At 62.6% G+C, this 24,028-nt stretch carries 23 protein-coding genes; 12 read left to right on the forward strand and 11 right to left on the reverse strand.

Going from position 1 to position 24,028, the window contains the following annotated elements:
* Position 1: 1 nt before the first annotated feature.
* Positions 2–1,099 (reverse strand): efflux RND transporter periplasmic adaptor subunit, encoded by a 1,098-nt coding sequence (locus AC6I97_RS18305; RefSeq protein ID WP_497945838.1) that lies wholly within the window; start codon positions 1,097–1,099, stop codon positions 2–4.
* Between the two features lie 139 nt (positions 1,100–1,238).
* On the opposite strand from AC6I97_RS18305, the gene AC6I97_RS18310 reads away from it, so the two are divergent.
* Positions 1,239–2,309 carry a Gfo/Idh/MocA family protein gene (locus AC6I97_RS18310; RefSeq protein WP_224166768.1) on the forward strand — a complete coding sequence of 357 codons (1,071 nt, stop codon included), beginning with the start codon at positions 1,239–1,241 and terminating at the stop codon, positions 2,307–2,309.
* 96 nt (positions 2,310–2,405) lie between these two features.
* Here the strand turns inward: AC6I97_RS18310 and AC6I97_RS18315 are convergent, their stop codons facing one another.
* Positions 2,406–2,846, reverse strand: a complete 441-nt coding sequence (locus AC6I97_RS18315) for a DoxX family protein (protein ID WP_224091487.1) — start codon at positions 2,844–2,846, stop codon at positions 2,406–2,408.
* A gap of 156 nt (positions 2,847–3,002) precedes the next feature.
* On the opposite strand from AC6I97_RS18315, the gene AC6I97_RS18320 reads away from it, so the two are divergent.
* Positions 3,003–4,103 carry an FAD-dependent oxidoreductase gene (locus AC6I97_RS18320; protein ID WP_497945840.1) on the forward strand — a complete coding sequence of 367 codons (1,101 nt, stop codon included), beginning with the start codon at positions 3,003–3,005 and terminating at the stop codon, positions 4,101–4,103.
* Between the two features lie 58 nt (positions 4,104–4,161).
* Here the strand turns inward: AC6I97_RS18320 and AC6I97_RS18325 are convergent, their stop codons facing one another.
* On the reverse strand, positions 4,162–6,381 hold the full coding sequence (locus AC6I97_RS18325) for an NADP-dependent isocitrate dehydrogenase (RefSeq protein WP_497945842.1): 2,220 nt from the start codon (positions 6,379–6,381) through the stop codon (positions 4,162–4,164).
* A gap of 320 nt (positions 6,382–6,701) precedes the next feature.
* Between AC6I97_RS18325 and AC6I97_RS18330 the strand changes: the two genes are divergently transcribed.
* On the forward strand, positions 6,702–7,703 hold the full coding sequence (locus AC6I97_RS18330) for a trypsin-like serine peptidase (protein WP_224166765.1): 1,002 nt from the start codon (positions 6,702–6,704) through the stop codon (positions 7,701–7,703).
* A 102-nt stretch (positions 7,704–7,805) separates the two neighbouring features.
* Here AC6I97_RS18330 and purH read toward each other — a convergent pair whose 3' ends face one another.
* Positions 7,806–9,476 carry a bifunctional phosphoribosylaminoimidazolecarboxamide formyltransferase/IMP cyclohydrolase gene (gene purH, locus AC6I97_RS18335; protein WP_497945844.1) on the reverse strand — a complete coding sequence of 557 codons (1,671 nt, stop codon included), beginning with the start codon at positions 9,474–9,476 and terminating at the stop codon, positions 7,806–7,808.
* Between the two features lie 176 nt (positions 9,477–9,652).
* Here purH and AC6I97_RS18340 point away from each other — a divergent pair, with 176 nt between their 5' ends.
* The 3 genes from AC6I97_RS18340 to AC6I97_RS18350 all read left to right on the forward strand — a co-directional run bounded on the left by AC6I97_RS18340 (position 9,653) and on the right by AC6I97_RS18350 (position 12,959).
* Positions 9,653–10,600 carry an N-acetylglucosamine kinase gene (locus AC6I97_RS18340; protein WP_497945846.1) on the forward strand — a complete coding sequence of 316 codons (948 nt, stop codon included), beginning with the start codon at positions 9,653–9,655 and terminating at the stop codon, positions 10,598–10,600.
* Complete coding sequence (gene murQ / locus AC6I97_RS18345; RefSeq protein ID WP_497945848.1) at positions 10,575–11,534, forward strand: N-acetylmuramic acid 6-phosphate etherase; 960 nt, start codon at positions 10,575–10,577, stop codon at positions 11,532–11,534. The genes AC6I97_RS18340 and murQ overlap by 26 nt, the downstream gene beginning before the upstream one ends.
* Before the next feature lie 72 nt (positions 11,535–11,606).
* Positions 11,607–12,959: an MFS transporter gene (locus AC6I97_RS18350; RefSeq protein WP_497945849.1), complete on the forward strand. Its 1,353-nt coding sequence runs from the start codon at positions 11,607–11,609 to the stop codon at positions 12,957–12,959.
* A gap of 61 nt (positions 12,960–13,020) precedes the next feature.
* Here AC6I97_RS18350 and AC6I97_RS18355 read toward each other — a convergent pair whose 3' ends face one another.
* Together AC6I97_RS18355 and purN are read right to left on the reverse strand one after the other, a co-directional pair.
* A complete protein-coding gene (locus tag AC6I97_RS18355) occupies positions 13,021–13,656 on the reverse strand; it encodes an endonuclease domain-containing protein (protein ID WP_497945850.1) in 636 nt (211 codons plus the stop codon).
* A 420-nt stretch (positions 13,657–14,076) separates the two neighbouring features.
* On the reverse strand, positions 14,077–14,646 hold the full coding sequence (purN, locus tag AC6I97_RS18360) for a phosphoribosylglycinamide formyltransferase (RefSeq protein WP_224166759.1): 570 nt from the start codon (positions 14,644–14,646) through the stop codon (positions 14,077–14,079).
* Positions 14,647–14,657: 11 nt separating this feature from the next.
* Here purN and AC6I97_RS18365 point away from each other — a divergent pair, with 11 nt between their 5' ends.
* Positions 14,658–15,107, forward strand: a complete 450-nt coding sequence (locus AC6I97_RS18365; protein ID WP_309927383.1) for a hypothetical protein — start codon at positions 14,658–14,660, stop codon at positions 15,105–15,107.
* Positions 15,108–15,175: 68 nt separating this feature from the next.
* Here the strand turns inward: AC6I97_RS18365 and AC6I97_RS18370 are convergent, their stop codons facing one another.
* The gene (locus AC6I97_RS18370) at positions 15,176–16,507 is read right to left on the reverse strand and encodes a cell division protein PerM (RefSeq protein ID WP_224091470.1); all 1,332 of its coding nucleotides are present in this window, start codon (positions 16,505–16,507) and stop codon (positions 15,176–15,178) included.
* 128 nt (positions 16,508–16,635) lie between these two features.
* Between AC6I97_RS18370 and AC6I97_RS18375 the strand changes: the two genes are divergently transcribed.
* The 3 genes from AC6I97_RS18375 to AC6I97_RS18385 all read left to right on the forward strand — a co-directional run bounded on the left by AC6I97_RS18375 (position 16,636) and on the right by AC6I97_RS18385 (position 19,134).
* On the forward strand, positions 16,636–17,106 hold the full coding sequence (locus tag AC6I97_RS18375) for a DUF4383 domain-containing protein (RefSeq protein WP_497945855.1): 471 nt from the start codon (positions 16,636–16,638) through the stop codon (positions 17,104–17,106).
* A 311-nt stretch (positions 17,107–17,417) separates the two neighbouring features.
* Positions 17,418–18,902 (forward strand): flotillin family protein, encoded by a 1,485-nt coding sequence (locus AC6I97_RS18380; protein WP_224091468.1) that lies wholly within the window; start codon positions 17,418–17,420, stop codon positions 18,900–18,902.
* A complete protein-coding gene (locus tag AC6I97_RS18385) occupies positions 18,895–19,134 on the forward strand; it encodes an NfeD C-terminal domain-containing protein (protein ID WP_216924834.1) in 240 nt (79 codons plus the stop codon). Before AC6I97_RS18380 ends, AC6I97_RS18385 begins: the two co-directional genes overlap by 8 nt.
* 29 nt (positions 19,135–19,163) lie before the next feature.
* Here AC6I97_RS18385 and AC6I97_RS18390 read toward each other — a convergent pair whose 3' ends face one another.
* From AC6I97_RS18390 to AC6I97_RS18400, 3 genes are all read right to left on the reverse strand, one after another.
* Positions 19,164–19,541, reverse strand: a complete 378-nt coding sequence (locus AC6I97_RS18390; protein WP_224091464.1) for a hypothetical protein — start codon at positions 19,539–19,541, stop codon at positions 19,164–19,166.
* Entirely contained in the window at positions 19,538–19,981 is a 444-nt protein-coding gene (locus AC6I97_RS18395) for a J domain-containing protein (protein ID WP_309927373.1), read from the reverse strand. Before AC6I97_RS18395 ends, AC6I97_RS18390 begins: the two co-directional genes overlap by 4 nt.
* Before the next feature lie 226 nt (positions 19,982–20,207).
* Positions 20,208–20,630 (reverse strand): Hsp20/alpha crystallin family protein, encoded by a 423-nt coding sequence (locus AC6I97_RS18400; protein ID WP_224091460.1) that lies wholly within the window; start codon positions 20,628–20,630, stop codon positions 20,208–20,210.
* Positions 20,631–20,772: 142 nt separating this feature from the next.
* On the opposite strand from AC6I97_RS18400, the gene AC6I97_RS18405 reads away from it, so the two are divergent.
* Together AC6I97_RS18405 and AC6I97_RS18410 are read left to right on the forward strand one after the other, a co-directional pair.
* Entirely contained in the window at positions 20,773–21,210 is a 438-nt protein-coding gene (locus tag AC6I97_RS18405; RefSeq protein ID WP_309927371.1) for a MerR family transcriptional regulator, read from the forward strand.
* A gap of 279 nt (positions 21,211–21,489) precedes the next feature.
* The gene (locus tag AC6I97_RS18410; RefSeq protein WP_309927369.1) at positions 21,490–22,134 is read left to right on the forward strand and encodes a hypothetical protein; all 645 of its coding nucleotides are present in this window, start codon (positions 21,490–21,492) and stop codon (positions 22,132–22,134) included.
* Between the two features lie 119 nt (positions 22,135–22,253).
* Here AC6I97_RS18410 and AC6I97_RS18415 read toward each other — a convergent pair whose 3' ends face one another.
* Positions 22,254–24,026, reverse strand: a complete 1,773-nt coding sequence (locus AC6I97_RS18415) for an FG-GAP-like repeat-containing protein (RefSeq protein ID WP_497945861.1) — start codon at positions 24,024–24,026, stop codon at positions 22,254–22,256.
* Between the last annotated feature and the right edge of the window lie 2 nt (positions 24,027–24,028).

A 24,028-nucleotide genomic window follows, 5' to 3' on the forward strand; every position in this document is an offset into this window, starting at 1 on the left:
CTTAACCCGCCGGAATGTAGGTGCCCTGCCCAGGCCCCATCATGGGGTCCGGGGCAGCCGGAGCGCCTGGCACGAACTCGAGGACCTGCTCGCCCTCGGTCAAGCCGGACGTCACTTCAACTACGTTGCCATCATTCAAACCAAGCTGTACGGTGCGCTCCTCCGGGGCAGCCCCGCTCCCTCCTGCGCCCGCAATCCAGACGATGCCGTCCTTCACGCTGCCCTTCACCGAGGTCAGCGGAACCGTCACCACATCGGCGGCGACGCCCGCACTGACGGTCATGGTCGCGCCAAGTCCGGCAAAGACTTCATGCCCAGCCGGGATGGCGCAGCTCAGCGTTCCCGTGGGCGTGCCACCGTCCTGCGACTGGCCGCCGCCCCCACCGGGGATTGCGACTGCCCCGCCGACACCCATGCCAGCACCTCCGCCTGTGGACGACAAACCACCCGAGGTGCCTCCGCCGTCGTCGGACGCGTTGTTCTTGAGTGTCACTTCGGTGCACTGGAACGGCGCCGGCCCACCCACCAAAGCGATCTCGGCCGGCCCGGGCTTGCCGAGCAGGCGGTACTGCTGGGCGGCCGTGACCGAGCCGGCCACGGTGTACGTTCCGGGGTCGGTCTTGCCGACACTTTCCCCGACGCTCACTTGCTGGTCGATCAGCGTGGTTAAGGACTGCAGGGTACCGCTGCTGGGTGCCAGGACATCGAAGTAGTCATATACAGGCTTCGGCGCCGAGGACATTCCATCCTTGGACGGCTGCGAAGACGTCACTGCGCGCTCGGCTTTGACCTGGAACAGGGCATCGCCCTTGGCAACCGTGGCGCCCTGTTCGACGAAAACCTTAATGACCTTGCCCGCAGAAGTGCTCCGGATGGGCTCAGCTGCGTCGCTCTGGACAGTGCCCTTGATTTCCACGGTATTAGTGACAGTTGCACGAGTGGCCGGGACCACCGGTATGTCCACTTGCGCCAAGGGCGCGGGCCCGGAATCAGACGGCTTAAGGCCGTCTACGAAAGCGATCTTGACCAAAGCCACCGCAATTATTGCGAAAACCACCAGCCAGGAAACCGGCAAAATGACGCGCCGAAAAATACCCATCCCTGCTCCATTTCGGTAACTCCCCACAGAACCTCTGCGAGGGATGATTCCCTCAGCCTAGGCGAGGAATATAGTTTGGCCTGACATTCGGGCGACTCGACAGAATGCTTACAGTGTCGGAAATGAGAGGATGACAGGCATGACTCTCCCTATCGCCAAGCCGTGGCTGTCCACCCAGACCAACCAGGATCCCCGTGCTGCAACCGGCCAGCGTTTGCGATGGGGAGTCGTGTCCACAGGCAACATCGCCAACAGTGTTTCCCTGGACCTTTCCCTGCTGGAGGACGCCGAACTCTACGCCGTGAGCTCAAGGACCCAAGCTGCCGCGGACGCTTTTGCGCACACACTTGGTTTCGCCAAGGCGTACGGGAACGACGCCGGTGTCCCCGGCTACGAGCGACTGTTCGAGGATCCCGCCGTCGACGTGGTTTACGTGGCCACACCCCACGCACAGCATTTCCAGATCGCCGCGGCGGCCATGCGTGCAGGCAAACATGTGCTCTGCGAGAAAGCACTCACCATCAACGCCCGCGAAGCCACCGAGCTGGTGAGGCTGGCCCGCGAGCACAAGGTGTTCTTCATGGAGGCAGTCTGGAGCCGCTTCCTGCCAAGCATGCAGCGCGCCTTTTCCATTGCGGCGTCAGGAGAAATCGGGCACACCCAGTGGGTCAGCGCGGACCTGGGCTTCCCTGCACCCTACGATCCGTCCGCCCGCATCTGGGCACTCAACGACGGAGGCGGGGCCCTGCTGGACATCACCGTCTACCCGTTGCTCTGGGCTTTGGGAACACTGGGCTTCCCACAGTCAGTTACCGCGATCGGCACGCTGAACGAGGACGGCGTGGACACACAGAATGCGCTGACGCTCGGTTACGCCAGCGGTGCCCAGGCACAATTAACCTCTTCCCTGACGGCCCATGGACCTCGGACTGCCACTGTGGCGGGCGGGCTCGGGTATCTGCAGACGGTGGGCTCGGTGAACAACCCCCGGGAACTGCTGATCCGTGTTGGTTGGGATGAGCCGCGGCATGAACGATTCGATGTGGTGGGCGTCGGCTACACCTACGAACTCCGCGAAGTGACCCGCTGCATTCAACAGGGCCTGCTGGAGAGCCCGGTCATGCCGCTGGAGGACTCCATCAACGTCATGCGCTTGTTCGATGGCGTCCGGTCCCAGTTGGGGATCAGGTACCCGAACGACGCGCGGTGAGATTGCGCTGCGCGGTGAGGTTACAGCGTTCGGCGCGTGCCGCCGTCGGGAGTTAACCCGGCTGTATTAACGCTGCCGGCCTTGACGCCACTGGCCTTAGCGACGCTGGCCGATCGGCTGCCTGGCCAGCTTCCGGTCCAGTGACCATGCGCCGGGACCGAGGAACACGAACGCCACTGAAATCGCGACGTAGACGATCAGGAGTTCGGCGTTGACACCGGACTTGTCCGTAAGCAGCGGCTTGCCGGCTTCCGTGACGAACCAGATGCCGGCGAACATGATTGCCGCAAGGAAACCGGCCACCCTGGTCAGGGCCCCGAGGACCAGGAGCAGCCCCAGTCCAATCTCCCCTGCGATGACCAGCCAGGCAACGATCTCGGGCTTCTGCACGCCCATGGCAGCAACCGACGCAGCGAAGGCGGCGTGCCCGGCCACGAACTTTTGGATGCCATGCACCATGATCAGTGCGCCGAATACCACGCGCAGGATCGTGACGCCGCGGGCAGAGGACTTGGGAGACGGGTGAAGGAATTTCACGGGTCCCAATCTTCCATGCCTTTGCGACGAGCGCCAACCCAAGTAAGTAGCAGCAGATGCCCTTTTGAGCGCTCAAAAGGGCATCTGCTGCGACCTAGTTGCACGGGTGGGGGCAGAATGGAACCTGATAGTGGGCCGAGGGTGGATGGAGCTGGCATGGTGGACGTCGTAGTTGTTGGCGGAGGAGCAATGGGATCGGCCGCCGCGTGGCAGTTGGCCCGGAGCGGTAAGTCCGTGGTCCTGCTGGAGCAGTTCGAGGCCGGTCACCACATCGGTGCCTCCCACGGCGCCACCCGCAACTTCAACACCGCCTACGCCGAGGCCGACTACCTGGACCTCGTCGCCGAGGCGAAGACCCTATGGGATGAGCTTGCTGCGGAAACAGGGGCGCCGCTGCTGGACCTGGTGGGGCTGGCGAACCACGGCAACGTCGAGCGGCTCCGGACCGTCCATGCGGCCCATCAGGAACGCGGCATCGAAAGCTACTTCATCTCAGCCGATGAGGCCATGGACCGGTGGCAAGGCATGAACTTCGCCACCGATGTGCTCTTCGTTCCCGGATCCGGACGGGTCCGTTCAGCCAATGCACTGGTGGCACTTCGAACGGCCGCCGAGTCCCATGGCGCCATCTTCAAGTACTCGACGCCGGTCCGCGACATCCGCGTCGACGGTGCCGAACGCGTGGTGGTCGTGACGGACGAGACCGAGTACACAGCCAACCGCGTGGTGGTCACCGCCGGCGCCTGGACGAACAAGGTCCTCGGCGACCACGCGAAGCTACCGCCGCTGGTTGTTACCCAGGAGCAGCCTGCCCACTTCACCCCCGTGGACAACACGCTCGTGTGGCCAAGCTTCAACCACAACCCGGACATGGACGATCCCGCGTACGAGTACTGGTACAGCCCCGTCTACGGCATGCTCACCCCCGGCGAAGGCGTCAAAGCGGGCTGGCACGGCGTCGGCCCCGTGATGGATCCGGACGAGCGCACGTTCCAGCCCATACCCGAGCAGCTCGACGCCTTGATGCGTTACGCGCAAGAGTGGCTTCCCGGCGTCGACCCTTCAACAGCGGTTCCCATCAGCTGCACGTACACCACCACGCCCACGGAGGACTTTGTGCTGGACCGTTTTGGCCCGCTGGTGGTGGGCGCCGGGTTCTCCGGGCATGGTTTCAAGTTCACGCCGGCTATTGGCCGGGTGCTGAAAGACATCGTCGACGGCGGTGTGGCGCCTCAGCGTTTCCTGGCCGACCGTTAGGAATATGTAGACAGATAATGCCCCCAAGACCGGGTCTCAGGGGCATTATCTGTAATGACTAGCTCAGGGTCGCGACGACCTTGTTGAACGTGGCCGACGGGCGCATGACCTCAGCAGCCTTGGCGGCGTCCGGACGGTAGTAACCGCCCAGATCGACGCCGGGACCCTGGACTGCGTTCAGCTCGCCGACGATGACTTCCTCGTTGGAGGTCAGGGCTTCAGCGATGGCTGCGAAGTCGTTGGCCAGCTCAGCATCCTCAGTCTGCTTGGCCAGTTCCTGTGCCCAGTACATGGCCAGGTAGAAGTGGCTTCCACGGTTGTCCAGCTCGCCAACGCTGCGGCGCGGGGACTTGTTTTCCAGCAGGAAGGTACCCGTGGCGCGGTCCAGCGTGTCGGCAAGGACCTGGGCGCGGGCATTGCCCGTGGTGGTGGCAAGGTGCTCGAAGCTGACGGCCAGGGCAAGGAATTCACCCAGGCTGTCCCAGCGAAGATGGTTTTCCTTGACCAGCTGCTGGACGTGCTTGGGAGCGGAGCCACCGGCGCCGGTCTCGAACAGGCCGCCACCGTTGATCAGCGGAACGATGGAGAGCATCTTGGCGCTGGTGCCGAGCTCGAGGATCGGGAACAGGTCCGTGAGGTAATCGCGGAGGACGTTACCGGTGACGGAGATGGTGTCCTCGCCCTTGCGGATGCGCTCCAGGGTGAAGGCTGTTGCCTCCTCCGGGGACATGATCTCGATCTGCAGGCCCTCGGTGTCGTGGTCCTTCAGGTACTCGTTGACCTTGGCGATGAGGTTGGCATCGTGCGCACGGCCCTTGTCCAGCCAGAAAACGGCCGGGGTCTTGGAAGCGCGGGCGCGGGTAACGGCCAGCTTGACCCAGTCGCGGATCGGGACATCCTTGGTCTGGCATGCGCGCCAGATGTCGCCCGGGGATACCTGGTGCTCGGTCAGGACGTTACCCTTGCTGTCCACGAGCTGGACGGTTCCGGCTGCCTCGATTTCGAAGGTTTTGTCGTGGCTGCCGTATTCCTCGGCTGCCTGCGCCATGAGGCCCACGTTGGGAACGGTGCCCATGGTGGTGGGGTCGAACGCGCCATTGGCACGGCAGTCGTCCAGGACTACCTGGTAGACGCCGGCGTAAGAGCTGTCCGGGATGACGGCGAGCGTGTCCGCTTCCTTGCCGTCCGGGCCCCACATGTGGCCGGAGGAACGAATCATGGCCGGCATGGAAGCGTCAACGATGATGTCCGACGGAACGTGCAGGCTGGTGATGCCCTTGTCCGAGTCCACCATTGCCAACGCAGGTCCGTCTTCGAGGCCCTTGGTGATGGCTGCCCTGACGCCTTCGCGGACGTCTTCCGGCAGGTCTTCCAGACCGCTGAGGATGGCTGCGAGACCGTTGTTCGGGCTGATGCCTGCGGCTGCGAGCTGCTTGCCGTAAGTATCGAAAAGCTCCGAGAAGTAAGCCTTGACCACGTGGCCGAAGATGATGGGGTCCGAGACCTTCATCATGGTGGCCTTCAGGTGTGCGGAGAAGAGGATGCCCTCTTCCTTGGCACGGGCAACCTGTGCCTTCAGGAACTCGTCCAGGGCGTCTGCGCGCAGAACGGTAGCGTCCACAACTTCACCGGCCAGGACGGGGAAGTCCTTCTTGAGGACCTTGGTGGTGCCGTCTTCGCGGACCAGCTGGATGCTGAGGGAATCGTCAGCCTTGAGCACAACGGATTTCTCGTTGGAGCGGAAATCGTTCTGGCCCATAGTGGCAACGTTGGTCTTGGAATCGGCAGACCATGCACCCATGGAGTGCGGGTTCTGACGGGCGTAGTTCTTCACCGACAGCGGTGCGCGGCGGTCAGAGTTGCCTTCACGCAGCACCGGGTTCACAGCGGAGCCCTTGATTTTGTCGTAGCGCGAGCGGATGTCCGTCTCGGTGTCCGAGGAGGGGTTGTCCGGGTAGTCCGGGAGGGCGTAGCCCTGGGCCTGGAGCTCGGCGATGGCAGCCTTGAGCTGCGGCACTGAGGCGCTGATGTTGGGCAGCTTGATGATGTTGGCTTCCGGCTGCTTTGCCAGTTCGCCAAGCTCAGCAAGGGCGTTGCCCGTGCGCTGCTCTTCAGTCAGGAAATCGCCGAAAACGGCGATGATGCGGCCTGCCAGCGAAATATCGCGGGTCTCGACCTCCACACCTGCGGTCGAGGCATACGCTTCCACAATCGGCAGGAATGAGTAGGTAGCCAGCATCGGCGCTTCGTCTGTGTGGGTATAGATAATCTTGGCCATTGGCGGGGTTCTCCCTGAAAGTCTGCAGATTTCAACATCTCTAAACTTACCCGAGTGGGCCGGATTGGCGGCCCTTCGTGTCCGGGATCACGTGTTCGTTACCGCGCGGGAAAGCGATTTACGCCCGACGGCGGCCTTGCCGCCCGAGCTGCCGACCGGCGTCGTGCATCGCTCCCCGCCGTGTGACAAGAAGTGAAAGCAAAATATCACAAACTATGAAAGAACTCTTTACAAACTTGTCATACGTTGGGTAGCTTCGATTCCGTCAGTCGGCGGTCGCCATCACTGGCCGCCCCACTCCCTCGATAGGTTGGAAGAACGTGACAAAAACCAAGACCCTGGCCACAAGCCTGCTGAGTCTGTCCGCTGCCGCAATCCTTGCCCTGGTTGGAACCACCAGCGCAAATGCGGCCCCCGCCAAGGACATCGACTCCAGCGGCGTTGCGGTCAGCAGCCATGTAGCGTCGGACAACGGCGCCGCAGACTACTGGACCCCGGAACGCATGAAGAACGCCAAGTCAGGCGACATCCTCGCCAACAAGGCACTTGACCGCGGCCGGCTCCTCAACCTCGGAAAAGCCCCGGTCACCGAAGCCCCGGGCGCCCTTAAAAGCATAGAGGGCCAGCAAGCCTCCACCGACTCCAAGACCATCGACCGGAAGGTGAACCAGAGCGAAACGCCCGTCAAGCACATCGGCAAGATCTTCTTCACCCTCGGCGGCTCCAACTACGTCTGCTCCGGCAACTCCGTGACAGCAGCCAACAAGAGCACCGTGTCCACTGCAGGCCACTGCGTCAACGAGGGACCCGGCGCCTACGCCACCAACTTCGTGTTCGTACCCGCCTACCTCAACGGCTCCGCACCCTATGGCAAGTGGACAGCAAGGGCGCTGTACTCCCCCACCCAATGGGCATCCAACGGCAACATGCAGTACGACACCGCCTTCGCCGTCATGAACACCCTCAACGGCCAGCGGCTCGCCGATGTCGTAGGCTCCTCCGGTGTCCAGTTCAACGCCGCCCGCGGCCTGAGCTACAAGTCCTTCGGCTACCCGGCAGCTGCTCCGTTCAACGGCGAATCGCTCAAGAGCTGCTCCGGCACCGCCACCAACGATCCCTACAACCCGCAGTTCGCCACCCAGGGAATCCCTTGCAACATGACCGGTGGTTCCTCGGGCGGTCCTTGGTTCATCGGCAACAGCTCCGGCGGTTACCAGAACTCGGTGAACAGCTACGGCTACGGCAGCAACTCCAACACGATGTATGGCCCGTACTGGGGCTCCGTCATTCAGTCCACCTACACCACGGCGGCGGCTTCGTAGCAGTCTTCTTAGCGCGACCTTGTTAACAACGACGGCGGCCGTCCCCTTTCGGGGGCGGCCGCCGTTGCGTTTCACTGGCTTTGGGCTGTTGCCCGCCGTTGTTTAGTGGAAGAAGTGGCGTGCACCGGTGAAGTACATCGTGATGCCTGCAGCGTTGGCAGCGGCAATGACTTCCTCATCGCGGACAGAACCGCCAGGCTGGACCACGGCGCGGACACCGGCATCGATCAGGATCTGCAGGCCATCAGCGAACGGGAAGAACGCGTCCGAGGCTGCCACGGCACCGCGTGCGCGCTCTGGTGCGTTGGTCGCGTCGGCGTTCGAAGCGCCGCCAGCACCTTCGACGTCGGACTCCACCGTGACGCCCAGCGTGTTGGCGCGCTCGACGGCAAGGCGGCAGGAGTCCAGGCGGTTGACCTGGCCCATACCGATGCCCACAGCGGCGCCGTGATCTGCGATCAGGATGGCGTTGGACTTGGCTGCGCGGCAGGCGGTCCAAGCGAAGGCGAGGTCCGCGAGGGTCTTCTCGTCGGCGGCTTCACCCGCTGCGAGGGTCCAGTTGGCTGGGTTATCGCCTTCAGCGTCCACCTTGTCGCTCATCTGAACCAGCACGCCACCGGAGACCTGGCGCATTTCGGAGGGGTAGCGGCCGTAGCCCTCAGGCAGGGCAAGCAGCCGGATGTTCTTCTTCTTGGAAAGGATCTCCACGGCTTCCGGCTCAAAATCCGGAGCAATGACAACCTCGGTGAAGATGTCGGCAACCGTGCGGGCCATGCCAGCGGTGACGGTGCGGTTCGCGGCGATCACGCCACCGAAAGCGGAAATGGGGTCGCAGGCGTGGGCCTTGGCGTGGGCGTCAGCGATCGGATCGGCAGCGTCGGCGGAACCGACAGCGACACCACACGGGTTGGCGTGCTTGATGATCGCAACGGCGGGCTCGGCGAAGTCGAACGCAGCACGGAGGGCGGCGTCGGCGTCGACGAAGTTGTTGTAGCTCATGGCCTTGCCGTGCAGCTGGTCAGCCTGCGCGATGCCGGCCGGAGCAGCCTTGTCCACGTAGAGTGCAGCCTGCTGGTGCGGGTTCTCGCCGTAGCGGAGGACCTCGGAACGCTCCAAGGACAGACCGGCGTAGGCAGGCCAGTCGATGACGCCGTCGCCGTCTTCATCCAGGAACTGGCTGGCGGTCCAGGTTGCCACAGCGTTGTCGTAGCTGGCCGTGTGCGCGAACGCCTTGGCAGCGAGGCGGCGACGCGTGTTCAGGTCGAAACCGCCTTCTTGTGCTGCAGCAACCACTGCGCCGTAGAAGTTCGGGTCCGTGACAATGGCGACGGCGGCGTGGTTCTTCGCGGCCGAACGCACCATCGCGGGGCCTCCGATGTCGATCTGCTCAACCACCTCGTCCTGTGCTGCGCCGGACTTCACGGTCTCGACGAACGGGTACAGGTTCACCACGACGAGATCGAACGTCTCGATCTCCATACCGGCGAGGGTTTCCATGTGCGCCGGGACGCGACGGTCAGCCAGGATGCCGCCGTGCACACGCGGGTGCAGGGTCTTGACGCGGCCGTCCAGCATTTCCGGGGAGCCGGTGACTTCTTCGACTTCCTTGACCGGGATGCCTGCGGCGGCGATCTTCTTGGCGGTGGAGCCGGTGGAAACAATGGCGACGCCGGCTGCGTGCAGGCCCTTCGCGAGCTCCTCCAGTCCCGTCTTGTCGTAAACCGAGATCAGTGCACGGCGGATGGGAACACGGTCAAGCTGCGTCAAGCTCACAAAAGTCTCCGTCTTAGTTCGCGTAGATGTCGCGGGTGGTGGGATATGGAGAGTTTATCGTGTTTCGTTGGCGCGCTCGTTTCGGGTCCTGGTTGGTCTTGCGTTGCGGGGCCCGCGCTGCGCCCCATGCCCCACGTTTGCCACGCACAACAGGCCCCACAACATAGGGTTGAGCCATGGAAGCCACCGATGTCGTTCTCGCCGCCGATGTAGGGAAGAGCCGTTGCCGCGTGGAGCTGCGCAGCGGCATCGAATTACTTGGCGCGGCGGACCAGCACGGGTTCCCCGGAGTCCACATGGACAACGGCCCCACGATCGCTTTCGACCTCCTCCTTGAGACGGTCGCGATGCTTCCGCCCGGCCTGCCTGTGAGCACGTTGACAGGAATCGGCGCGGCAGTGGCCGGCGTCGAGGCTTCTGCGGAGAAGTCCCGTGAGCTGGCTTCCATGTTGTCCCAACGCTTCGGCGTCCCGGCAGCTGTCCTTTCGGACGCCACCGCAGCCCAACTTGGAGCCCTCCAAGGCGCCCCGGGCACTACCCTGATCGTGGGGACGGGGGCGGTGGCCTTCCGTTTCGATGAAGCCGGCGTCCTTCATCGCGCCGACGGTTGGGGACCCTACCTGGGCGATCGTGGCAGCGGCCGTTGGATCGGCCAACGGGGGCTCCAGGCCGTTTTGGAAGCGCACGACGGCGGCCCCGCCACTTCGCTTTCGGCTGCGGCGGGAGCTCTGGTCGATTCCCCGGAAATGCTCCCGGGCTGGCTCGCGTCCATCGAAAACCCGTACCGCGCCATGGCCCGGTTCGCACCGCTGGTTCTGCACGCCGCGGAGGCGGGTGACGCCGTCGCGAATGTCATTGTTGACGAGGCCTGCCGCATCCTGACCAAGACCGTGCAGCTGGCCGCCGGCGGCGACTCCGGGAGCTCACGCCGTGTTGCGCTGCTGGGCGGAGTGGTCAGCTCCGGGTTCTTCGCGGAGCTCTTGCGGAAGTCCCTTGCTTCGGCTGGGATTGAGGTGGTGGCCCCGCTGGGCGATGGCTTGGACGGTGCTGCCCTCGCTGCGACGCGCCGCGGGCTCATCCAGGAAAGGTACATCCACCGTGACGGAACAAACTGGCCCGACTAGCCCCACTGACGCGGACAGGCTCGCGGGCCTGCGCACGGAACTCGCCGGGCTGGAGACCGAAGCCGCGGCCGAGAACCTGAGCGACCTGGACATCATGGGCACCGAGGAACTCGTCGCGGCCATGCTTGCCCACACTGCAGGAGTACACGCCGCGGTTGAGGCGGCGAGCCCTGCGATTGTTCAAACGGTCGACGCCGTTGCGGAGCGACTCCAGCGTGGGGGTCGCCTTCTCTATGTGGGGGCTGGAACGGCCGGGCGCCTGGGTGTGCTCGACGCGAGCGAGTGCCCACCGACGTTCGGCACCCCGCCGGGACTCGTCGTCGGACTTATTGCAGGTGGCGTCCAAGCGATACAGAAACCCGTTGAGTACGCCGAAGATAACGCGACCGCAGGCGCGCGCGACCTGCACGATATCAACGTGACGGAAGCGGACGCCGTCGTGGGTATTACGGCGTCCGGCCGGACACCGTACGTGATCGGCGCGCTGGAAGAGGCCCGGAAAAAGGGTGCGTTCACGGCGTCGCTGGCTTGCAACAAGGGCTCGGCCGTCAGTCATCTTGCGGATGTGGCGATTGAGGTTGTGGTGGGTCCGGAGTTCATTGCGGGCTCGACGCGGCTGAACTCGGGCACGGCCCAGAAACTTGTCCTCAACATGATCAGCACGCTGGTGATGGTGAAGCTCGGCAAGACGTATGGGAACCTGATGGTTGACCTGCGCGCGACCAACGAAAAACTCCTGGCCCGCTCGCAACGGACAGTGCAGCACGCCACCGGTGTGGACGCGCATGAAGCCGTGGCAACACTGGACTCGGTCAACGGCTCGGTAAAAGCCGCCATCCTGGTACTGCTCACCGGCATCGAACCAGCTCAGGCCAAGAGAGCTCTCGAAGAAGCCGGTGGTTACCTGCGAAGGGCGATTGAAAACCAAAAGTAACGCGAACATCGGTTTGGCCCGAGCGAACGGCGGTGTTGGCCCGAGCGCATAAAGTTGCATGCAGGAGGGCAGATGAATACATACACAGCCGTGCCCAGCGGCGAACAAGTCGTGCAGGAACTGCCGTGGCGGTGGAAGGTCCAAGGCAGGATCTTCGTGATCGGTGGGCTCGGATTCATGTTCGACGCCTGGGATGTGACGCTCAACGGCATCCTCATTCCCCTTCTGTCCAAGCATTGGTCCCTGCAGCCCGCTGACGCTGCGTGGATCGGTACGGCCAACCTGATCGGCATGGCTCTGGGCGCGTTTGCGTGGGGAACCATCGCCGACACCATCGGGCGCAAGAAGGCGTTCACGGCCACCCTCCTGATCTTCAGCATCTTCACCGTGCTCGGCGCCTTCGCCCCGGACATCGTGTGGTTCTGCATCTTCCGCTTCATGGCCGGGTTTGGGCTGGGCGGCTGCATCCCGGTGGACTATGCCCTGGTGGGTGAGTTCACGCCTCGCAGGCAGCGGGGCAAAGTCCTCACGGCGATGGATGGCTGGTGGCCCGTGGGCGCGGCTCTCTGTGGCTTCATTTCCGCTGGACTCGTTGCTGCCTTCGGTGACTGGCGGCTCACCATGCTGATTATGGTTCTGCCTGCGCTCCTCGTTTTCTGGGTGCGGCGCAGTGTTCCCGAGTCCCCGTTGTTCCTGATTCGGGCCGGCCGTCGGGCTGAGGCCGCGGCGGTGATTGATGGTTTGGTGGAGGCAACGGGCGCCTCACCCCGGGCGTACAGCCTGCCGGAACCCCACGCCGCCCCCAGGCTCTCCCCCGGCAGCGCCTGGGAACAGCTCCGCAAAATCTGGACATTCAACTGGAAAATCACCACTGCAGCCTGGGCCCTGTTCTTCAGCATTCTGTTGGTCTACTACCTGTCCCTGACGTGGATGCCCCGGATCCTCATTGGCGCCGGTTTCGAGGAGTACAAAGCCTTCGTCACCACAGCCGGGATGGCCGCCGTCGGGCTTTTGGGCGTGGTGGTCGCCGCATTGCTGGTGGAGCGGGTGGGCCGCAAGTGGATCCTCGCCATCACCGGTCCGCTTTCCGCGCTGACGTTGGTGATCGTCGCGTTTGTGGTGGACGTGCCGCAAGCCGCCGTGTTCTGGCTGTTGGTGTTTGGCTTCGTGGTCCAGGTGGCAATCCCGGTCCTCTACGCCTACGTGTCCGAGCTGTACCCGACGGAACTCCGGGGCTCAGGCTTCGGCTGGGCCTCGACGTTCTCCCGCATCGGCGCAGGCTTCGGGCCTTTGGTGTTCGCTTCGTTCTTCTGGCCCGAGTTCGGCTTGGCGCAGTCGTTTGCGATGGCCGGCGGGCTTGTGCTGCTTTCTGTGTTGTGGATGGCGTTCTTCGCTCCCGAGACGAAGCAGCGCGTGTTGCGTTAGCTTCCCCAACTAGGTCGCACTTAAGCGCGTTTAGAGGCCGCTAAACGCGCACAACTGCGACTTACTTGGGTGACCAACCGCGTTGCTCGAGCGCCCGCCTCACCTTGGCCACTGCGGACCTCGCGCCGGTGGTCATGTGACGCTTGGAGATCCGGACCAGGATCCACCCTGCCCGGCTGAACTCCTCCTCACGGGCAATATCCCGCACGATCTGCTCGGCCTCCGAATGGCCCTCCCCGTCGTATTCGACCGCCACCCGCCACTCGCGATAAGTTACATCCGATTGACGCACGACGCCGGGACCCAACTCCGTGGGCACGTTGACTTCCGCAGTCGGTAGCCCCGCCCGGTCCAGTGCCAGCCGAAGCCGCGTTTCGGGGGCCGAGTCGGCGCCGACGCACGCCTGTTCCAAAGCAAGGCGGGCTTTGCGGATCCCCGGTGTTCCCCAGTGGCGATCCAACATTTCTTCCAGGTCATCCACCGTGCAGTAAGGCGCGCTGCGGCCCTCGAATTCCGGCCTCGGTATGCGCAGCAAGTGATCCGCCACCACAGTGATCTCGTCGATGTCCATTTTCCGCGCGCAGTCCAACCATGTTCGGGCTCTGCTCGTGATGTACAGGCCGTTGAGCGTGGTGATTTCGTCTTCAAAGAACTGGCCCCGGTGGCCAATGACGCCTCGGCGACGAGGAATTGCCATGGTGTGAAGGCGTGCGATGTGGATTCTTGGGTCGTTGCTGCCTGGCAAGAACGCCGGAAACCCCCACAACAAAAAGGCAGTCGCGTGGGACGCGGCTGAGAACGGAGTAACAAGGGTCACCGGACGAACGGTTTCAGCAAGGGCGCACGGAGCATCCGACTGAGGTATCCGAATCGCCCGGCTCGGTGAGACCAGGCTTCGGTGACTCAGCCGCCGTCGGGATACTCCCGCTGCAACGGCTTCCTGCCAGGTGAAAGGCAACGAAGCGAGTGATTCAGGAAGGGGTCGCGGAGTCTTCATGCCCCATGCTGACAAACTTCCCTATGGGCGTGCGGCGTTATCCACAGGCAGAGGACGTCAACCGGAATCTAAGTAGCAGCACTGCGCGTTTTGAGGGCGCAAAACGCGCTTAAATGCGACCTAGTTGGGAGAAGCGGCGAGGTCGGCCAGAGTCTGGACCAGCAGGCGGCGCTCCACTACCTTGATGCGCTCGTGGAGGGTTTCCTCGGTGTCATTCGGCAGCACGGATACTGCTTCCTGGGCAATGATGGGTCCAGTGTCCACGCCTGCATCTGCCCAGTGGACCGTGCAACCCGTGACCTTCACGCCGTAAGCCATGGCGTCGCGGACACCGTGGGCACCGGGGAAGGACGGCAGCAGCGCCGGGTGTGTGTTGACGTACTTGCCGTTGAAGGCTTCGATGAAGTCGGCGCTCACGATCCGCATGAATCCTGAAGACACCACCACGTCCGGGTTATAGGAAAGGACCTTGTCGCGGAGGGCGGCGTCCCATTCGGCGCGGGTTTCGAACGAGTTGAAGTTCACCACGAAGGTCTCAATGCCGGCCTCGTCCGAGCGCTCCACACCGTACGTATCGGGGCGGTCGGCGCCCACAGCGGCGATCTCAACATCCAGTTCACCCGACTTCACGGCGTCGATGACAGCCTGAAGATTGGAACCAGTACCGGACACGAGGACAACAATGCGCATTGCACTAGCTTATGGGCGGCTCGCGTAGGCTGGAAAACATGAATCCCGACGTCGGTCGCAAGCCGAGCCAGCAACCCCGCACCGCCGCGGAAAAGTCCGCCTTCGGCGTGACACAGATCCTGTTCCGCGCTTTCCTTTTGTCGGCTTTGGGATCGTTTTTCGTGTTCTCCCTGAACGTGAACTACGTGTGGTTGAGCGCCATCCTGACGATCGCCGGTTTGGTGCTCGGGATCGTGGTCCTGGTCCGGTCGGTGAAGTACAAGCACCCTCGGCTGGTGTTGTTCGGCACCATCTCGGGACTCGTGGTCTCGGCGATCATGTGCCTGCTGATTCTGACGTCTGTGCTCTTCTTCAAACAAGTCACCACTTATCAGGATTGCGCTCGCTCGGCGCTGACGGAATCCGCCAAGACACAGTGCCTCACGCAGCTTGAGGACTCGATGCCGGGCCCGGTCCGCTAAAGCGAGCCCAGCCAAGCGAGCCCAGCCCAACCAAAACCCGAGCCCAACCAAATGCCCGGCCGGCAACCTCAGGCGTGTTCGTCGTCGAACGCTACTTCGTCCAGGTTCGCCTCGCGCAGCTTCTGGCGGCGTTCCAGCCACGGCCCCACTGCGTAACCGATCACGACGCCGATGCCCACTTCGGCGGCCAGCCAGACTGCCGTCCACAATGGGTGGGGTCCGATTTCCGTGAGCCGGCCGATACCTGCTGAACCACGGGCGACCCATGCGAGCGCACCGCTCAGGACACCGGCGACAGCTCCAACGAACGCCCCCAGGAACAACGTGGACGCCGCGGCGGTGAACCAGCGGGCCTTGATCTTGATGGAGAGCCATTCGTCGAAGTGGTTTTCGCCTTCGCGGAGGAACCACCAGCCGGCCATGATCCCTGCAACTACGGGGAGGGCGAGAGCCATGGCCCCGGCGTCGAGTTGTCCGGCGGGAAGCCCACCGAAAACGGGGACGGCAGGCAGGGGTCCGACGGCGGTGCCCAGCGGCCCGGCATGCGAGCCGACGCCGAGCGAGAAGCCAGCCCCGGAGGACCAGGCCAAAGCGAAGACCACGAGGTTGGGAAGGAAACCGAGCTGCGCGATCGTGAGGACCGCCCCGCCCAGAGCGCCGGCTTGGAGGCCTTCGTAAACAGCGATGATGTCCGTCCAGTGCCACACGATGTCCACGGCCAACAAGACGGCGGCAAGGCAAACAGCGGCCATGGTCGCAACGAATCCGGCCTTCAGCGCTGAGCCGACGTAGGAGCCCGCCCACCGTGAGTGTTGGCTGGTCTTCGCGATCCAGGCGACGGCGTCCACACCGATAAGTCTGCTCCAGGAGCCTGCCTCACGCCGGGCGCCGACCACCAGGCCCAGTGCGAAGGAGATCAGTGGGATGGTCATGGCGAACCAGAGGTTGATGACCACCTCGGGGGTGCGGCACACGAATCCTGTCGCTGTCCCGAACGCGGCGTAAACAAGGCAGGCACCGAGGAACGCCTGCCACAGCTGGTCCGTGTAGGAAGCGCGGGCTAGTCGTCGTCCCGCCCGCCATGCAAGCAGGAACGGAATGAGCGTCAGGCCCAAGGGAATCAGCGAAAGAAGACCAGTTCCAGGCTGGCCGGCTGTGCCCACGTTGACCTGTGCCAAGGTCAGCGGAACACCGTGGATCAGCAGCCAGGCCTGCCCGGCCAGGCGCGCCAGGAAGTCCACGTTCCGGTTCTGGAATCCGTCGGTGGCCCACACTCCCACTAGGGGAAGCACAACAACGATGGCCGAAATGAAGGCTGCCTGTGCCGCTTCCAAACCGCCCTGTAGCCAAAGGGGCATCGGGAGGCCACGGTTTCCGGTCTGATCAGCGCGCAGTTTCATCGTGTCCTATCGTGCCACGGTAGGCAGCGCTCCCCCGGCAGGCGCCCTGTAATACCGCCAATTCCAGCGCTTTTTGCATGAACCGGCCGTAAAATGGGAGATGTTCGCAAAGGTGACTGGAGGACGACATGAGTACGTCTGCTTCACATGCACGCGGTGTCCATTTCGGACGGCAAGACATCCAGGTGGTAGGTCTGGGTGTGGGTGTCATCGTTGGGCTGGTGGGCATCCTGGGCTTCATTCCAGGCATCACCATGCAGTACCCGGAGCTGCAATTCTTCGGCCCGGACTCGCATGCGATGCTCTTTGGCGTATTCCAGGTATCCGTGCTGCTCAACCTCGTACAGATGGCCATCGGTGCGACGGGTTGGGCCATGTCCCGCACAGCACACGGCGCGAGGAACTTCCTGATGGGCTTCGGCGCCCTGTACATCGTGCTGAGCATCTATGGGCTGAGCGTCGGAGTCGATTCCGCAGCCAACTTCCTGTCGCTGAATTCTGTGGACAACTGGTCTCATATGGTGCTGGGCATCCTGATGATCGCCGCCGGTTGGATGTTTGCCCAGTACTTCACAGACGATAAAAAGGCCCGGAAATAATAGAAGCCGGGAACTAGGAGCGGCCAATGAACAGGTGTCACAACTAATAAACAGAAAGTCGTACTAGCAGCTGGTGCAGCCACCTACGGATTCTCTCCAAAGGTTGCACCAGCCTTCTTTGTTAAGGCTCGACGGCGGGTTGCCGCGTTACGGGGCAGGCTCCAGCCTGGCTGGGGGTCGTGGCACAAATGACGCACAAAAGTGCTGGACTTCCCTGCTGCAGCCCAACGAGACTGTGTACACGAACAGGCACATGGCCTATGGGGGTCAACGGATGAGGCCGGTTCACATCGTCTGAAGGGACAAGGTCAATGAACGACCTCTCGGCATTTTTCCCCTTGATCGCCGGCATCCTTGGCGTGGTTGTTGTCATCGGCTTCGTGTGGCTGGCAACCAAGGCGATGTGGAAGGTGGCGGAACCGAACGAGGCCCTGATCATTTCAGGGTTGACCCGTGGCACGCTCGAAAATACGGACGGCATGGATTTCAAGATCGTCACGGGCAAGGGCGCCTTGGTGGTTCCGGGACTGCAGACCGTGCGAACCCTGGCGCTGACGCTGAATGAGACGGAGCTCAAGGTTTCCTGTGTGACGTCCCAGGGCATCCAGGTGATTGTGGACGGCGTGGTGATCTACAAGATTGGCGACGCTCCCCCGTTCATCGCGAACGCTGCGCGAAGATTCCTGGGGCAGCAGCCGAAGATGGAGAGCCAGGTCTACAACGTGTTTGAAGGGCATCTCCGCTCGATCATCGGCAGCATGACTGTTGAGGAAATCATCCGCGAGCGCGACAAGCTCGCCTCACTCGTCCGCAGTGCCAGTGGCGTGGAGATGGAGAAGCTTGGCCTCGTGGTGGATTCGCTGCAGATCAAGGACCTGCAGGACCCCACGGGGTACATCCAGAACCTTGCCAAGCCGCACATTGCCCAGGTCAAGATGGAGGCCCGGATCGCTGAGGCCACACGCAACCGTGAGGCGGCTGAGAAGGAAGCGGAAGCTGCTGCACTGATTGCCGATGCCCAAAGCCTGTCCGCCATCAAGCAATCCGCTGCGCAGGCGAATGCTGAACAGGCCCGGGCCAACGCTGCTCAAGCCGGACCGTTGGCCGATGCTACTGCCCGGCAGCAGGTGGTGGTCCAGGAGACCGAGGTGGCAAAGCTCGAGGCCGACCGCGAAGAGCAGAAGTTGCAGACAACCATCCGCAAGCCTGCCGATGCCAAGGCCTACGCGCAGAGGACCGAGGCTGAAGCGAAGAAGGCCGCTGATATCAGTGCTGCCGAGGCCCTCGCGAAGCGCATCGAACTCGACGCGCAAGCCAACGCCCGGCGCGTTGAACTCGAGGCCCAAGCAAATGCTGGAGCTGCAGCGGCAATGGCAGGCGCAACCCGCGTGACAGGTGAAGCCGAGGCTGCTGCGACGACGGCCCGAGGAAATGCAGCAGCATCCGCAGTTAAGGCCAAGGCGTTGGCTGAGGCGGAAGGCATCAAGGCCCGCGGTGAAGCGTTGGAGACAAACCAGGAAGCCGTCATCAACCAGCAAATCGCCGAGAACATGCCCGCCATCGTTTCGGCTGCGGCAGAGCCTTTCTCGCGCATCGGTCAGCTGACGGTGCTCAACGGCGGCGACGGGCTGAACAGCATGGTGGGAGGAATCCTGTCCCAGGTTGGGAGCTTCCTGCCATCCCTGGCTTCGGCCTTGAAGGGGAACGGAGCCAACCGACCGACTGCGGCGCCCACCCGGCCCACGGCCGTGAAGTCCCCGCCGGCGAAGGCGTCAGATGCGGCGTCAGATGCATAGAGAGGTCAATCGAAGCCTCACCGGCAAGATCGGCAGGGTGACCGGGACCATCGCCCCGGGCACTATCGGCGAAGTCATGCTCCCCTTCCATGGCGGTACCAGCGCATTTTTTGCCTACCCATTCGACAAGACCAGCGTCTTTCCTGTGGGCGAGAAGGTACTGGTGATCTATTTCGAGCCGCCCCAGACCGTCTACGTCGACGAGCTTCCGGATGTACTTCGGGAATCCTGACGTGGGGACTGGGCCGACAATGCAAAATACTAGGGCTGCGGTCCGTAGATGAATTCCTTGGCGTGATGGACTGCCTTCTTGAAGGCGTCGTTACGCAACGAGACCTGCTCTTTGCTCCCACCCTTTCCGGGTTCGATGAACGTAGTTGGCCCTGGGCGGAGGATCCAAATATCCCCGGCCGGCGGAAGGTAGAAGACGCCGAAGGACCGATGTTCGGGATCGTCCGTCCAAATGGGAACCACGGCCACAGCCGCACCAGTATCAACATTGATCCATTGAGCGCGCGGCATGGGCTGCTCGTGGACTTCCGGGTCCAGGAACGGCGCGGTGCCCTTTCCCCAACGATTCTCGAATCGCTCGTAGAACGCGGGCATCAGATGGCTGTCGTACGAGCGCCAGGCACTCATAAGTATCTCCTTCGGGCTTTGGGCGAGGGGTATCCGGGGTTCGTCCCGGGCAGTGGTTCCCAGTGGACCGGGCCGAACACGAGAGGCTGCTGATCCTTTTGACTGGCAGCGGGAGTAGCCGGCGTCTTGTGGACGCGGACCTTTACCGGCTTCCCGGTGGAACCGCTGGGCCCTGACGAGCCGGCCGACGAGCTACCCGCTCTCCGGCTGTGGTCGTACGCACTCCGCTTCGCCGGATCCGAGAGCACAACATACGCCTGCATGATGGCGTGCAGTTTCTGGAGGTCGGCCGCCTTGGTGGTGTCGCCGTCGTCGGCCTTTTTGCGGGTATCGGGGTGGTGCGTGCGGAGCAGCGAGCGGTAGGCGTGGGTGATTTCACGGGCTGTCGCGCCGGGAGCCACGTTCAAGATCGCGTAGTAGTCGGGTTGTTTGGTGCTCACTGCTGGTTCCGGATAAGTGCTGCGGATTTGGCGATGGCCCCCGGCATGGGCCGGGGGCCATCAATCGGGAGACAACGTCGGGGACCGCGTTTCATCTGCACGACAAGTGCTGTGGCGTGGCGCGAAGCCTGCGCCCATCTGTTCCGATGCGGTCGGTCTGAAGCTCCCGGCCTGACGCCCCGCTGGTCAGCCACCCCCGGGTGGAGCTCCAACGGGGCAGCTTTGGTTAGGCGTTGATCTCCTGCCGTTGGCTATTGGAAGAAATCTCGATACGCCGCGGCTTTGCCTTCTCGGCGACGGGGATGCGGAGTGTCAGCACACCTGCGTCGTAGCTGGCCTGGATGCCTTCGGTGTCCAGGGTGTCACCCAGAATGAGCTGCCGGCTGAAGACGCCTTGCGGGCGTTCGGCGGCAATCATCTCGGTGTTCTCGCCCGCAGGCGACTTACGTTCTGCCTTAACCGTCAGGACGTTGCTTTCGACGTCCAGTTCCACCGAATCAGGCGTGACGCCCGGCAGATCGAAGGCAACAATGAATTGCCCGTCCTCCTGCCAAGCATCCATCGGCATGCCGGCAGGCCTTGCTGTTGTGCCAAAAACCTGTTGGGCGAGCCTGTCGAATTCGCGGAACGGGTCTGTGCGCATCAGCATTTGGTTCTCACTCCTTCAGATCTTGATGCGGTTTTGTTGTTCTGCCAGCCTTCCAGATCTGTGTTGGCTGGTATAGATTTTTTATAGCACTGGTGAGAGAGTGGTGCAAGAGGTTTTTTCAAAGATTTTTTGAGAGGTTTGCATGGCTGGCGATGGTGACACCGAGCGTCTGGATCACGACGGCGGTACGCCCGCGGAGGCGGACGGCGCTGCCGCACGTGACGCTGCGGACCGGGACGGTCGTGGCGTCTACGCCATTTCCGTTGCGGCCGAACTGGTAGGCACCGGGCAGCAAAACATTCGGCAGTACGAGCGCAAAGGGCTCCTCACTCCTGAAAGGACCGACGGCGGCACTCGCCGCTACAGCGAACAGGACCTTGAGACCCTCCGGAGGATTGGCGCGCTCCTGGACGAAGGCCTGAACCTGGCCGGGGTGAAGCGCGTGCTGGAGCTGGAGGCCGCAAACCGGGGACTGACGGAGGACAACCGGGGCCTGGCCGACGACAATCGCGAGCTCCGGGCGGACAACCGCGGGCTACGGAAGGATCTGAAGCGGGCGCGGGGTGGGCAGGCTGGATAGGCGCAACCTATCCGCCCTATTCCAAGGCGTAAGCCCTATCAACACCCCCGTGCAATCAAAGGGTCTTCCGACGTCCGGACCACTTGCACACGTAACAAAGCGTGGCTCAGCGCGGGTTCCCATAATCCTAGGAAGACCGCAGATATGGTGATCCTCAGCGGAAAAGTTGCCAATGATATGACTGATTCGCGGTGACTCTGTCGTCGGCAGACGGTGTTGGTTCGAGACCAGGGCAGAGTGCGGAGATCACTCCAACTCGCATCTAAAGAAGGAAGAGCAATGCGTAAAGCACTCATGGGGGCTTCCCTTATTCTCGGGATCACGATGGCGCTCACCGCCTGCGGTGGCGCCATCGCAAGAAACACCCCATCAGAATCGGCCAAAGCGTCCGACGAGCCGGTCACCGCTCCAACTGCCACACCAGTAGCCACTCCCAAGTCCACGCCCTCGCCGACAGGCAACGCCAAGTCTGCACGTGGCAATTTCATCGCTGGTCTCGGCGACATTGGAACGTTCAGCAACCAGAGCAGCAAGAAGGTCACTACCAAATTCACTGTGGACAGCATCCTCGACACAGTCTGCACTGAGCCGTATTCCCGGCCTGCGGAGAATGGCCGGATTATCGCCGTTGCCATGACCGTAGAGACCACCCCGGAACTCGCACAAGATTCCTTCCCAAAGCACTTGGTGTCCGCGCACGATTTCAAGTTCATTGCAGCCAATGGCACGACCTTCAACGGTAGTCTGGGCACCACGGCAACATACTCTTGCATCGACGATGCACTTGAATTCCCGAGCGGTGGCATGGGACCCGCTGAAAAGGTGTCGGCCAGCGTTGTACTCGACCTTCCACCGGGTGCCGGCACCCTCGTTTACACGGGCGGCGCATACACCGGCCCGTTCTTTGAGTACCCCATCAGCTAGCGATTTCCATTGAGCGGCCGGTTCCAGAATTAGTCTGGGACCGGCCGCATTTTTAAGGGCTCAGTGTCAGAAACTCGCCTCGCATGAAGTGTGGATCTTTCCTATTTATCGACGTTCGCCTAAAGAATCGCTGTCATCCCGTTCCACCCAGTCCCAACACGGGAAGCCGAAGGCCACCAGGATCCGCCTTGCCCCGAGTACAGCCACAGCTCTCCGGCGCCGTTTCGGGCCAGGATATCCGCGCGCCCGTCGCCGTCGAAGTCTCCGGGTCCAACCAGGGAGTTCATGACGTTCCAGCCTTGCCCGATTGCCTGTCGCGGCAGCCAGCTGCCGTAACCGTTGGGTGGGTAGAGCCACAGTGCACCGGCGCCGTCGCGGGCAGCGATGTCGGACAGGCCGTCCCCGTTGAAGTCGCCGACGCCAGTGATCTCGGACATGTCCGACCACCCTGAACCGACCCACATCCTGGGTAACCAGCCGCCGCTGCCATCTCCCCGATAAACCCAAAGGGCACCTCCGCGGTCGCGCGCTGCAACGTCTACAAACCCCTCGCCGTGGAAGTCAATCCCTTCGATCGCGCTCATGCCTTCCCAGCCACTGCCGACCTGTACCCGCGGTTTCCAGCCTGCTGAACCGTTGCCCGGATACAGCCAGAGGAGGCCCCCTCCATCACGGGCAAGCACATCAGCGTGGTCATCGCCGTTGAAGTCGCCCGGAGCAACCAGTGCCGTCATGACGTTCCACCCCTGCCCGACCTGGAGGCGAGGCAGCCACCCACCCGCGCCGTTACCGGGGTAAAGCCACAGCACGCCGGAAGCTTCCCGAGCCAAAATGTCAGCAAAGCCATCGCCGTTGAAGTCATTCTTAACAGGAGCCGGCACCGTCCCATCGATCACCGACACGGAGTCGCTGCCATTGTTAGCCACGTACGCCTTTCCCGTAGACGGGTTCGCAGCCGCTGAAACCGGGTTCTGCCCCGTGAAGACCGCCGAGACGCTGTTGTCGGCGCCATCGATGACGGTGGTTCCCCGGCCGGACATAGGGACGTAGATCTTGTTGCTCGTTTGATCCACCACTATGTCGCTGACAAGCGATGGGGTGATGATCTGCACAATCTCAGTCAGGGTGGCCCCATCAATGACTTTGACGTAGCCGTCCGTGGAGTTGCTGTCTGCAGCCACGTAGATCCTATTGGTGGCCGGGTTGACGGCTAACATCCCCACTTTGCTGGAAGATTCGATCTTATCCGTGGTTTTGTCGGTTGCGCCGTCAATCACGCCAACTCCGGCACCGTACCTTCCCAGCGTGGTGTAGTAGATCTTGTTGGTTGCCTGGTTGACTGCGAGGGCGCGAATGAACCCAGCGCCGATGATAATGTCGCCGGTAACGCTGCCAGCAGCGTCGATGACTCTGATAGTTCCGCTGGAGTTTACGTAGACCTTGTTCGTGACGGGGTTGACCACGATGTCCTGTGCACCTCCCGAGAGAGGAACAGTGGAAATTGCGTTCGTAACACCGTCGATGATGGCAACGCCGGAAGCGATACCGACGTAGATCTTGTTGCTCGTTTCGTTCACAGCCACCACGCCAGCCCCGGAGCCCACGGGCAAAGACGTTACGGCGTGCGTCACGCCGTCAACCACTGCAACGGACCCACCAATCTCGCTGACGTAGATCTTGTTGGTCGCAGTGTTCACAGCAACGTCCACGGGCATGTCTCCCGAATACAAGACGTCTCCGCCAGAAGCTCCATTGATGACGAACACGCCCTCAAACGTGGCAACATACGCCTGGTTCGTCAGAGGGTTTACGGCAATTTTCCCAGGCTGGTCCCCCACAGGAACAACATTCGTCACCGCATCTGCAACAGCCGGCGAGACGGTCGTTGTCAATG

Source organism: Arthrobacter sp. TmtSoilC48 (genome assembly GCF_059739425.1).